12 protein-coding genes and 1 pseudogene are annotated in these 11,708 nt (G+C 70.2%); 5 read left to right on the top strand and 8 right to left on the bottom strand.

The window, feature by feature from the left end; translation table 11 throughout:
* The first annotated feature begins 259 nt into the window (after positions 1–259).
* Complete coding sequence (locus G6026_RS04390; protein ID WP_107758264.1) at positions 260–610, top strand: VOC family protein; 351 nt, start codon at positions 260–262, stop codon at positions 608–610.
* Positions 611–662: 52 nt separating this feature from the next.
* Here G6026_RS04390 and G6026_RS04385 read toward each other — a convergent pair whose 3' ends face one another.
* Both G6026_RS04385 and G6026_RS04380 read right to left on the bottom strand, forming a co-directional pair.
* Positions 663–1,565, bottom strand: a complete 903-nt coding sequence (locus tag G6026_RS04385; RefSeq protein WP_182612358.1) for a sigma-70 family RNA polymerase sigma factor — start codon at positions 1,563–1,565, stop codon at positions 663–665.
* The gene (locus tag G6026_RS04380) at positions 1,562–2,008 is read right to left on the bottom strand and encodes a carboxymuconolactone decarboxylase family protein (protein ID WP_182612357.1); all 447 of its coding nucleotides are present in this window, start codon (positions 2,006–2,008) and stop codon (positions 1,562–1,564) included. The genes G6026_RS04385 and G6026_RS04380 overlap by 4 nt, the downstream gene beginning before the upstream one ends.
* A gap of 175 nt (positions 2,009–2,183) precedes the next feature.
* On the opposite strand from G6026_RS04380, the gene G6026_RS04375 reads away from it, so the two are divergent.
* Positions 2,184–2,771, top strand: coding sequence for a DUF1707 domain-containing protein (locus tag G6026_RS04375; protein WP_107757648.1), 588 nt, complete (start codon positions 2,184–2,186; stop codon positions 2,769–2,771).
* 18 nt (positions 2,772–2,789) lie between these two features.
* On the opposite strand, the gene G6026_RS04370 is transcribed toward G6026_RS04375, so the two are convergent.
* Positions 2,790–4,124: an MFS transporter gene (locus G6026_RS04370; protein ID WP_194860519.1), complete on the bottom strand. Its 1,335-nt coding sequence runs from the start codon at positions 4,122–4,124 to the stop codon at positions 2,790–2,792.
* Positions 4,125–4,231: 107 nt separating this feature from the next.
* Between G6026_RS04370 and G6026_RS04365 the strand changes: the two genes are divergently transcribed.
* On the top strand, positions 4,232–6,142 hold the full coding sequence (locus G6026_RS04365; protein ID WP_309230224.1) for an amidohydrolase family protein: 1,911 nt from the start codon (positions 4,232–4,234) through the stop codon (positions 6,140–6,142).
* Here the strand turns inward: G6026_RS04365 and G6026_RS04360 are convergent.
* Positions 6,136–6,687, bottom strand: a pseudogene (locus G6026_RS04360) (TIGR02206 family membrane protein); the annotation flags it as partial. The gene G6026_RS04365 and the pseudogene G6026_RS04360 sit on opposite strands and share 7 nt — an antisense overlap.
* Positions 6,688–6,880: 193 nt before the next feature.
* Here G6026_RS04360 and G6026_RS04355 point away from each other — a divergent pair.
* Both G6026_RS04355 and G6026_RS04350 read left to right on the top strand, forming a co-directional pair.
* Positions 6,881–7,303: a PPOX class F420-dependent oxidoreductase gene (locus G6026_RS04355; protein WP_182612356.1), complete on the top strand. Its 423-nt coding sequence runs from the start codon at positions 6,881–6,883 to the stop codon at positions 7,301–7,303.
* 58 nt (positions 7,304–7,361) lie between these two features.
* Complete coding sequence (locus G6026_RS04350; protein ID WP_107757651.1) at positions 7,362–7,934, top strand: peroxidase-related enzyme; 573 nt, start codon at positions 7,362–7,364, stop codon at positions 7,932–7,934.
* Positions 7,935–7,952: 18 nt separating this feature from the next.
* Here G6026_RS04350 and G6026_RS04345 read toward each other — a convergent pair whose 3' ends face one another.
* From G6026_RS04345 to G6026_RS04330, 4 genes are all read right to left on the bottom strand, one after another.
* The gene (locus tag G6026_RS04345) at positions 7,953–9,008 is read right to left on the bottom strand and encodes a hypothetical protein (protein WP_206681828.1); all 1,056 of its coding nucleotides are present in this window, start codon (positions 9,006–9,008) and stop codon (positions 7,953–7,955) included.
* 89 nt (positions 9,009–9,097) lie between these two features.
* Positions 9,098–9,838, bottom strand: a complete 741-nt coding sequence (locus tag G6026_RS04340) for a glucose 1-dehydrogenase (RefSeq protein ID WP_182612355.1) — start codon at positions 9,836–9,838, stop codon at positions 9,098–9,100.
* A 51-nt stretch (positions 9,839–9,889) separates the two neighbouring features.
* Positions 9,890–10,966 carry a diacylglycerol kinase gene (locus tag G6026_RS04335; protein ID WP_182612354.1) on the bottom strand — a complete coding sequence of 359 codons (1,077 nt, stop codon included), beginning with the start codon at positions 10,964–10,966 and terminating at the stop codon, positions 9,890–9,892.
* Positions 10,967–11,101: 135 nt separating this feature from the next.
* Positions 11,102–11,708: superoxide dismutase family protein (locus G6026_RS04330; protein ID WP_182612353.1), on the bottom strand; the 607-nt coding region annotated here is incomplete at its 5' end.

Below are 11,708 nucleotides of genomic sequence, written 5' to 3'. Positions count from 1 at the left end.
GGCGGGATCACCCCGGCGAACGTCGGCCTGCTCGCGGGCACCGCCCTGGACGGTGTGAGCGTGGTGTCGGCGGTGATGCGCGCGCCGGATCCGCGCGCAGTCGCGATGGACCTGCTCTCACGCTGGGATGGGGCCCGGGTTCGTGGGTGATCCCGCCGCCCGCGCAGTCCGTCACGGGGAGGAGGACCGGGGGAGCACGAACCGGGTCACGGGATCGAAACCGCGCCACCGCGCCCATGGTGCCCGTACCGTCGGCAGCATGCAGGACAGCACCCCGGACCAGATCACGATGGTCGAGTTCCCCAGTTCGTCGATGCCCGCGACAGCCGACTTCCTGGCCAGGGTGTGTGGCTGGACGCCCACCGTGTACGGGACGTCGTACACCGACCTCACCGGCGGCGGGATCGAGGTGGGGATCCAGGGTGACGACGACGAGCAGTCGCAGGCACCCCTGATGGTGATCCGGGTGTCCGACCTGGCCGAGGCCCGCGGCCGGGTCGAGGCCGCTGGCGGCGTGGTGACCCTCGACCCGTTCTCCTTCCCCGGTGGCCGACGGTTCCACTTCCGCGAGCCGGGCGGGAACGAGATGGCCATGTGGGTGCCGGAGTAGCCACCGCCGCACGCCGCCGCGCACAGCCGAGCGCCGCCTCCATTGAGTCAGCTCAGGGAACCGAGCCGGCTCGCGGAGTCGGTTCGAACCCCTCCGGCAGGGCCAATCGTGTGAGTTTGGCCGGGTTGGAGTGGAAATAGACCCGCGTGACGCGGTCGTCGACCACGCCCAGCTGGGCCACCCGGACGACCCCGCGGGACACCACCGCCAACGCGAACTCCCCGTTGACCTCGACCGGCGCGATCATGCCGCCGGACAACTCCGCGGCCTTGATGAGGAAGTACGCACACTTGCGGGCCCCCACGATGTCCCTGCGGGCGGCGTTGACCTTCCCGTCGCTGTCCGAGACCACCCGGACGTCCGCGGTGAGCACCTCGATCGTCTGCTCGAGGTCACCGGCCAGGACGGCCTCGACCAGGCGCGTGATCACCGGCTCCGGCGCACGTTCCGGCGGCCGCAGGTCGGTGTCCAACCGGCGGCGTGCCCGGCTCACCCACTGGCGCACCGTGGGCACGGCCGCGTCCAACGTCTCGGCGATCTCGGCGTAGGGCAGGGCATAGGCCTCGCGCAGGACGAAGGCCGCCCGCTCATCGGGTGCCAGCTGCTCGTAGGCGAGGAGGACGGCGATCCGCAGATCCTCCCGCTGTTCGGCCAACTCCGCCGGAAGCAGGGCGGTGTCGACGGGCTCGGGCAGCCACGCCCCCACGTAGTCCTCCCGCCGTCGTCGCCGTAGCCGGTCCAGACACAACCGGGTGGTGACGGTGGTGAGCCACGCCTCGGGGTTGTCGGGGTGAGAACCCGGGTCGAGGCCGACCAGGCGGGCCAGGGCCTCATCGGCGGCGTCCTCTGCGTCGGCCCACGTCCCCGTGATGCGGTATCCCACCCCGAGCAGTCGCCCCCGGACCCGGTCCACCGCGGTCCGGTCGAGTCCGGCGAGCCCACCGGCCGCGGTCACCTCGGACGAACGGGATCGATGTCCTCCGGGCGGACGCCCTTGAGCGACCCCGGGTCCTTCCTGGTCGCCACTGCGATCCGGTTCCATGCGTTGATGGTGACGACTTCCATGAGCAGCTGTCCAGTGCCCGCCTCGCCCCGGTGTCGGACCATCTCGTCCCAGAGGTGGTCCGGGACCGAGTCCTCGCCACGGAGGTGGGTGATCGCGTCAGCGAATCGCAGGACCACGAGGTCCCCCGCGGACAGCTCACCGGCGTGGGCGGGCCAGTCCTCGGCGGCGAGGATCCGGGCGTCGTCCCAGCCGTCCTTACGCGCGTCGCGGCGATGCATCGCGGTGCAGAACCGACACTCGTTCACCGCCGAGACCCGGAGACTGACGAGGTGGCTGTCGGAGCGGGAGACCCGGGCCCTGGTGTAGGCCTCGAGCGCCAGCATGGGCACCATCGCGCCCGCGCTGACCTGAGTGCGCTGGTGCTGTGTGCACTGTCCCTGTGTGTGCGATCCGTGGTCTTTCCGGTGAGTGCTCATACCCCTTCGACGCACCAGCACTCCCGGATGTGACAGCGGATCGGTGTGATCACCTATGGCGATCTCCGGGGCCCCCTCCTAGCCTGGTCACATGACCGATCCTGATGATCTGTTGCTCTCCGACTCCGAGCGCCTGCACGCGCTCACCGCGCTGGGCGACCATTATGCCGCCGGTCGTCTCGACGACCCGGAATTCCATTCCCGGTCCGGTGACATCGCGGCCGCGCGCACCCTGGGTCAGTTGCGGTCATCATTCCGGGATCTGCCCGGAGGGATGCCCCTGAGCAGCGTGGACGGCATGATCGTGCAGACGGCGGCGGCGGGGGGTGGTGAGCTGGCGCGCACCTCGTCGTCACCGGCGGTCTCGGACCCGGATCGCGAGCTCCAGGATCTCCGCAAGCGCGGCAAGACGGTGGAGACCCTCGACGGCCTGGTCCTCGGGGCGACGCTCGTGGCGTTCCTCGTGCTGCAGTTCGTCGTGGGCTGGGATTACGCCTGGATCGTGTGGCCCTCGCTGGTCCTGACCCTCGGGGTTCCGCGCGCGATCCTGCAGTTCTCCGACTCGGACGAGGAACTCTACGAGGAGCTCAAGGAGTCCGACGACGAGGCCCGCAAGGAGCGTCTGCGCGCGGCCACCGAGCGGATCCGCGAGTTGGGGGACGGGCGCGAGACGCACTAGACGTACTGACCGCGCAGGTCAGGTCTGCTCGAGCGCGACGCCCTTGCGCTCCGGGAGCGTGAACGCCGCCAGGGCGGCGACGACGAAGGCCGCCGCGAACACCCCGAAGACCACGACCGTGCCTCCGGCACCCAGCATCACCGGGACGAGCAGCGGCGCGACGATGGAGGCGATCCGACCGAACGCCGCCGCCGCGCCGGTGCCGGCGCCACGGGTCGAGGTGGGGTAGAGCTCGGGGCCGATCGCGTACAGCGCGCCCCACGCGCCGAGGTTGAAGAACGACAACGCCATCCCCGCGGCGACGATGGTGGCCGGCGTCCCCGCGAGACCGAACAGCCCCGCCGCCACCGCCGACCCGACCAGGAACACCGCGAGGGTGACCCGACGACCCCACACCTCGATGAGCCACGCCGCCACCGCGTACCCCGGTAGCTGGGCGAGCGTGATGATGAGTGTGTAGCCGAACGACCTCACCAGATCGAAACCCTGGGAGACCAGCAGGCTGGGCAGCCAGATGAACGCGCCGTAATAGGAGAAGTTGATCCCGAACCACACGACCCACAGTGCGCCGGTCCGTCGTCTCAGGCGCGGGGACCAGATCGACTCGCGCGCGGACTCCCCGCTGGCGGATGCGTCGCGGCCGGGCTCCCCTGCTGGGGCGTTCGCCGCGGCGGGCGGTTCGACCCCGGCCGAGGCCTCGTACTCGCGGACGATCCTCTCGGCCTCGGCGCCCCGACCCCTCGATTCCAGGAACCGCACCGACTCGGGCAGTCCGAAGCGCACGACGAGCGCGTACGCCGCCGGGACCAGCCCGATGGCCAGCGCCCAGCGCCAGCCGTCGTCGCCGATCGGCACCACGAAGTATCCGATAAGCGCCGCCATGAGCCAGCCGACGGCCCAGAACCCTTCGAGGATCACCACCACCCGGCCGCGGATACGACGCGGCGCGAACTCGCTGACCAGCGTCGAGGCGACGGGCAACTCGGCGCCCAGGCCCAGGCCCACGATGAAGCGCAACGCGATGAGCATGGCGATACCGGTCGACAGCGCCGCCGCACCCGTGGCCAGACCGTAGACCAGCAGGGTCGCGGCGAAGACCTGGCGACGCCCGATCCTGTCTGCGAGCAGTCCGCCGAGCGCGGCGCCGATCGCCATGCCGACGAACCCGATGGACCCGATCCAGGACAGCTCGGTGGGGGTCAGCGCCCAGTGCACGGCCAGGGCGGCCATGACGAAGGAGATCAGGCCCACGTCCATGGCGTCGAGTGCCCAACCGACGCCGGATCCGACCAACAGCCTGCGGTGCTTGCGGGTGAACGGTAGGCCGTCGAGGCGCTCCGTGCGGGTGGTCATGCGCGACAACGCTACTCGCCGGACGGAGTCCGGGCGACGCAGGAAGTTCCCCACGAACCCTGGACTTGGACCAGCGTCCGGGTAGCCTGGTGGAGACTGTGTTGAGCATCACACACTGGGAGTGCCTCGTGGACACCACCGATCACGCCAGCCCGGGCGGCGCCGACTTCGACATCGTGATCCGCGGCGGGACCGTCTACGACGGCACCGGCGCCCCGGGCCTCCGCGCCGACGTCGGGATCCGGTCCGGCGTCGTCGCGGCGGTGAGTCCCTCCCCGCTCCCGGTATCGGCGGGCACCCGCGTCATCGAGGCCGACGGCCGATGGGTCATGCCCGGATTCGTCGACACCCACACCCACTACGACGTGGAACTACTGGTGTCCCCCGGCCTGGGCGAGTCGGTCCGCCACGGGGTGACCACCGTGCTCGTCGGCAACTGCTCACTGTCCGGCGTGTACTCGGACACCGTCGATGTGGCCGACCTGTTCAGCCGCGTGGAGGCCCTCCCCCGGGACGCCGTCCTCGACGCACTCGAGCGCACCACGTCGTGGTCCGATGCGGCGGCGTGGCGGAGGGCGGTCGAGTCCCTGCCGCTGGGGCCCAACGTGGCGAGCTTCCTCGGCCATTCCGATGTCCGCGCCTCCGTGATGGGACTGGGCCGCTCGACCGACCCGGAACACTCCCCGAGCCGGCGGGAGCGCCGCGAGATCGCGCGGCGGGTGGAGGAGGCCCTCGACGAGGGGTTCCTGGGGGTCTCCACCATGACCAACCCCTGGGACAAGATGGACGGCGACCGCTACCGCTCGCGCACCCTGCCCTCCACGCACGCCTCGTGGAAGGAATTCAGACAGATCAGCCGGATCCTCCGGCGACGCGATCGCGTCCTGCAGGGCGTTCCGAACCTCAACACGAAGGTCGACGTGGCCTTCTACGTGGCCACCAGCACGGGCCTGCTGCGCAAGCCGCTCAGGGTGTCACTGCTCGCCGCGGCGGACACCCTCGCCGAGCCCTGGGTCAACCACATCTTCCGGCCCCTGGCCTGGGTGGCCAACTCGCTGGGACGCGGCAGGTTCGTGTGGCAGCACCTGCCGACCACATTCAAGGTGTGGGCCGACGGGATCGATCTGGTGGTCTTCGAGGAGTTCGGCTCCGGGCGCGAGGCGCTGCACCTCAAGGACGAGATGGCCCGCACGGACCTGCTCGCGAAGGAGGGCTACCGGCGTTGGTTCCGGCGGGACTTCGAGAAGCGGTTCAGCCCGCGGGTGTGGCACCGCGACTTCGACGACGCCCTGATCGTCGCCTGCCCCGACGAGTCTCTGGTCGGAAGGACCGTCGGCGACGTCGCCCGCGACCGGTCACTACACCCCGCGGACTGTTTCCTCGACCTGGTGGTGGAACACGGCGCAGACCTGCGGTGGACCACCACGATCGCCAACGCCCGCGACAAGGTGGCCAACCGGCTCGTCAACACCCCCGGCGTCACCATCGGGTTCTCCGACGCCGGCGCGCACCTGCGCAACATGGCCTTCTACAACTTCGGCGTGCGCCTGCTCGAGCGTGTACACGACGCGGATCGTCGCGGCGCCCCGTTCCTGTCCGTCGAGAAGGCGGTGTTCAAGCTCACCGGGGAACTCGCCGACTTCTACCGGCTGGACGCCGGGCGGATCACCCCCGGTCGCCGCGCCGATGTGGTGGTGATCGACCCGGCCGGGCTCGACGGCGAGTCGCTGGGCTACCACGAGACGGAGATGCCGGAACTCGGCGGGATCCGCCGCATGGTCAACCGCAACGACCGAGCGGTCACCGCGACGATCATCGGCGGCCGGGTGGTCTGGCACGACGGCGAGTTCGCGCCGGGTTACGGCTCGGACTACGCGTCGGGCCGGTTCCTGCCCGCGGGGCGGCGGATGAACCCGGCCCCCACCGGTTCCGTACCCCGGGTCAGCCGCTCGGCGGTCCACGGCCAGGTGAACAACGCCCACACCACCGCGACCACGGCTGCCGCGACACCGATGTAGACCGGCCAGGGGCCCATCAGATCCAGCGGCGACCCCTCCGGCGGAGCATGGCGGAGATACCCGTAGTTCGCCCCGGCGATCAGGTTGACCACAGAGGCCACGGCAGCCCAGAAGACCGTGAACACGAAGGTGAAGCCGAATCCTCGCCAGGTCGGCCGCAACCCCAACCCCCACACCAGGATCACCGGGGCGATGAAGGCGGCGACATGGGAGAACCAGAACATCCCGTACTCCACCGGTGGGGAGAAGCTGTAGTTCAGGTCCGGGGTCACCAGCGCCATCAGGTTCAGGGACAGACCCCAGAGGTACGCCACCGCCACCGCCCACCCGGCGCGGGTGATCAACGCCACCGGGATGATGATCCGGGCCCAGTCCGAGAGATCGGCCGGGATGGCCTGGGCGGGGTCGAACCGGCCGGGCATCAGGTCCCAGAGGATCCAGCCCGCTCCGACGAGCAACATGAGCCACCCTGCGATGGTGATCGCCCGGTCCACGGCTCGGGAGCCACGGTACCGACGCACCACGCCCAGCAGAACGGCTGTCATCACCACCGTGACGGCCAGAGCGGAGAAGTGGGCCACACCGAAGAGAGGCATCGAGCCGAGATCCTCCTCGGCGGCCAGAACGGTCGCCTTGGTGGTCACGTCCCCACCCTAACCGGATCGCCACGGAGTGCCGGCGGTCGCGACGCGGGCACACTGGACCGGAGAAACCGCGATCGACGAAAGGGTCCGCGCCGTGTCCGACTCACGCCCATCCGACTCCCCGCTCACCGACGACCTGCGCCGCCTGCTCGCCCTGCCGAATCCGTGCGTCATGGCGACGCTGCGCAGAGACGGGTCACCGGTCACAGTGCCCACGTGGTACCGGCTGGTCGGGGACCGTATCCATCTCAACCTCGACGCCGGACGGGTCCGCCTCCAGCACCTGCGACGCGACCCGCGCGTGGCACTGTCCGTGCTGCAGGTGGACGACTGGTACTCGCATGTGAGCATCCAGGGCCGGGTCACCGAGATCACCGAGGACCCGGACCTGTCGGGGATCGACGCCCTGTCCCGGCACTACACGGACCAGCCGTACCCGGTCCGTGATCGTGCCCGCGTCGATGCCTGGGTGGAGGTCGAGCGGGTACACACATGGGGGGCCGCGGCACGATCCTGAGTCGGCACGGCCCCACTCGGAATACCGTCAGAGCACGCCACACTCCCGGGAGCCGCACATGTCCGACCGTTACCCCCTCGCCGAACTCGCCGATCTACCCGAGGACCTGAGGGAACGCATCCTCGCGGAACAGGAGAAGGCCGGATTCATCCCCGAGGTGTTCCTGATGTTCGGGCGACGCCCTGCGGAGTGGCGGGCGTTCTTCGCCTACCACGACGCCGTGATGGACCGCGAGGGTTCGAACATGTCCAAGGCGGACAAGGAGATGATCATCGTGACCATCTCCGCGCAGAACAACTGCCAGTTCTGCGTGGTGGCGCACGGGGCGATCCTGCGTATCGTCAAGAAGGACCCGTACCTGTCCGATCAACTGGCCGTGAGCCATCACAAGTCCGACCTGACCCCGCGCGAGCGCGCGATCTGCGACTTCGCCACCAAGGTCAACCTGCGATCCGACGAGCTCGTCGACGCCGACTACGCCGCGCTCCACGAACACGGACTGGACGACGAGGACGCCTGGGACATCGCGACGATCACCGGCCTTTTCGGGCTGAGCAACCGGGTGGCCAACGCCACCGACATGCGGCCGAACCCGGAGTTCTACCTGATGGGGCGCGCGCCACGGTCCTGACGGCCGCACGGGTCATCGTCAGCGGTTGACCGGCGTGGTCGGGCTCCAGTGGAATCCCCGGTCGAACAGGTAGCGGAACTCGGGGTCCTCGGCGAGAGTGACGTCCACCCCGTCCCCGCTCAGCGCGATCCCATCGGGCGCCGGTGACCACCTGAGGGTCAGAGTGCGCTCGGGGTCCCTCACGAGACCGTATGTCCCCTCGCGGACCGGATACAGCTCGATCGTGATCACCTCGCCGTCCACGGAGTAGCGCCCGTCGTGGAAGTCCCCGTTGGCCAGGCGCAATCCGAAGCGCGCCCGGTCCGCACCGTGCTGCCCGAAGGCCACCTGTTGCCAGCGCACATCGTCGACCAACTGCTCGGCGGGCGGCGCCGTGTCCTCGACCACGCGATAGACCCCGGCGACCTGGGAGAACGCGGTCGGCGTCCCGCCACCCGCGGCCATGACGCCGAGAACCGCGCCCGGAACACAGAGGGCCACCACCGCGAGGATCGGCCCCGTCCACCTTGTGACGCGCTGACCCCGGGGCCAGGGGATCGGGGTGGGGAGCGTCGCGGCGGGCACGGGCCGGCCCGCGAGGATGCGCCCGACGTGGGCGAACCACGGAGCCGCGACCACCATCCCGGCCACGGCCATCGCCAGGGAGAGTTGCTTGACCGGGACGTCGAAGGTCATGTTGAGCAGAAAGACGACGGCCATGGCCGCGGCGGCGAGGAGGCCACCCAGCCAGGCCGTGCGACGGAAGAGCAGAAGCGCCGCGGCGGTGACCTCGGCCAGACCGGCCAGAACCTGGACCACCGGGGAGAACGCCATGAACCGCCAGAGGAACCCCATCGGGCTCATCTCGCCGAACGCGGTCAGGGCGTCCCCGTAATCGGCGACCCCCATCTGCATGAGGAACACCTTGGGCCACCCGTAGACCAGCAGCACGAGGGCCAGCCAGAGTCGAAGGAGCCAGTGGGCGATCCACCCCGCCGTGACCCACCACCGCGGGCCGGGGTCAGCAGTCGTGGAGACGGTGGTGGATACACCGTCGACGGAAGGAGGTGTCGACGAGACGGATCCCTGGGTCATGACGCCGATAGTACGAACCCTGAGAACGGCCTCGTACGTCTCAGGGTCTGTCCCGAGGGGGACGATCTCGCCACCCCGCCGGCGCGGCTCTACAACTGCTTGTGCGGAATCCCGTTGATCGTTCCGCCGTCCACCACGAACTCGGTGGCGGTGGCGTAGGAGGACTCGTCCGAGGCGAGGAACAGCACGAAGTTGGCCAGGTCGTCGACAGTGCCCAGTCGGCCCAGGGGGATGGGGATCATGTCGTCCGGGATGCCCTCCGCGATGGGCGTGCGGACGAGACCGGGGTGTAGCGAGTTACAGCGGATGCCGTGCGGTGCGAGTTCGAGCGCGACCGACTTGGTCAGCCCCCGGACGGCCCACTTCGCCGCCACGTACCCGTGCGCCCACGGGGTGCCCCGCATCCCCTCGATCGACGAGACGTTGATGATCGAACCACGCCCGGCGGCGATCATCGCCTCCGTGACCGCCTGGCACCCGTAGAAGGTGCCCGAGAGATTGACGTCGAGGATCTGCTGCCACTTGTCGTGCCTGAACTTGTGCAGTTCGGCGCCGTTGACGATCCCGGCGTTGTTGACCAGCACATCGACCCCGCCCCAGTCGGCGACGGTCTCCTCGACGACGGCCTTCCACTGGTCCGGGTCGGATACGTCGAGGTGACGGTAGCGCGCACTCGCCCCGAGCTCGGCCGCCACGGCCTCGCCCTGCTCGTCCAGCACGTCGGTGAGCACGACCCTCGCACCCTCCTCGACGAGGCGGCGCGCGTCGGCCTCACCCATCCCCCGCGCGGCCCCCGTGATGATGGCGACCTTGCCCTCGACCCGACCCATGCTGACTCCCTCTCCTCGTGAACAACTGTGGTGCTGAGGCCGGTCGTCGGCTCAGCGGGTACCGACGATGCCCGGCGCGCCGGTGAGCGGCAGATCCAGCGTCGTGGCCAATCCCGGCGCCGCGGCCACGACGGCGGGTACGGCGTTGACCACCCTGCCGACCCCGGCGAGGATCGCCGAGTAGTTGTGGTCGCCGTCCGCGCTCTGCGCGGCCAGGTCGAGGACGTACGAGGGCTCGCCGATCACCTCGACGCGGTACGAGTGCCCCTCCTGGACCGCGTACGGCCAGTCCGGCCGCAGGTCGTCCCGGGTCCGGGTGACGTGTTCGACCACGATGACGGGCTCGCCCGCCACCATGCCGGTGATCTGGAAGCGGAACCCCGCCTGGGTGCCCTCGGCGATGGTGCAGGCCGCGACCTCGTAGGTCTCCGGGGCGGGTTCGCGCTCGACGTGTTCGGTGATCTCATCCACCTCCACGCCCAACCCGGCGGCGAGCAGGTGGATCGACGCACCCCACCCCGCCGTCAACACCCCGGGCAGGAACAGCAGCGGGGTCTGGTCGAGCGGGGTGCCGAATCCCATCACATCGACCATCGACTCGGTGGAGTCGTAGGTCGCGTAGTCGGAGAACTCGGTGCAACGGACCTGGCGCACCTCGCGGCAGGTGCCGGTGATCGCGAGCGGGAGGAGGTCGTTGGTGAACCCCGGGTCCACGCCGGTGACGAAGAGGGTGGCACCGCCTTCCAGGGCCGCGGCCTCGAGCTTGGCGCGCGCGCTGTCGGGGACGCCCGCGGCGGGGTTGATGAGCGGAGTGGGCGCGGTGCCCGCCACGTTGATCCCGGCGGCGAGGTACTCGCGGATGTCGCGCGCGGCCTCCACCGGCCGGGTGTCGCTCATCGCGCAGTAGACCACGCAGTCGGGCGCCGCGGCCACGATGTCGGCATGGTCCGTGGTGGCGGTGACACCCGTGACCACCTCGAGACCGGCGAGCTCACCCGCGTCCCGGCCCGCCTTCTCGGCGGAGTGCACCCAGACGCCCACCAGGTCGAAGCGCGGGTCCTCGACCAGCTGGCGCAGGGCGATCGCCCCGGCGTTCCCGGTGGCGATCTGCGCGACCCGGATGGCCATGTGTTCCCTCCCGACGTGAGGCGGCGTGCGGTGGCGCGCGCCTGCTCGCGGCGGACGCTACCAGAGCGTGACGCCTGATCGGGGTCAATTCGGACACGTGACCGGACAGTTGTCCGGTCACGTGTTGACGGAGCGTCAGCCGATGACGACGCCGCAGGCGATCCGGCTGCCTCCGTCACCGGCCATGAGCGTGTCCTCGTCGGGCCCCTCCGGCGCGTAACGCTCCGGGATGTGCGCGAGGTTGTCCGGGTCCTCGTGGATCATCACGGCCGTGCCGTCGTCGTCCAGCAGGAGCTCACGGTCCAGCCGGTCGGTCAGGGTGGTGATGCGCGCGGTCCCGTCGCCCGCCACGTACAGCGGGGGAAGATCGCCGGCGTGGTCGGGATGGCTGGCCTCGTCGTCCGGACCGACCAGGTGTCCACCGGCCGAGAGGAACGCCCCCCGCTCCTCGGGGTCGTTGGGATTAACACTGTCCGGCTCGCACAGTCCGGTCGTGTGGATGTGCAGGCCGTGGAAGCCGGGCTCCAATCCGGCGGCCTCGACGGTGACCAGGGTCCCGCCGTCGACCTCGACGAACTCCACCGTGCCGAGCGATCCGCCCTCGGGGTCCACGAGGTCGGCGGTCGCGAAGGCCTGGCCGCCCTGCTGCTCATCCCCGCCCCCCGCACCGGCGGTGGTGGCGGCGGTGTCCTGCGGGCTGGCGGCCCCCTCGTCGGCAGGCGACTCCTCCCCTGTCCCGCAC

This window comes from Dietzia sp. DQ11-38-2 (genome assembly GCF_014145055.1).
Lineage (GTDB): Bacteria > Actinomycetota > Actinomycetes > Mycobacteriales > Mycobacteriaceae > Dietzia.
This window is presented reverse-complemented; position numbering and strand designations above follow the sequence as displayed.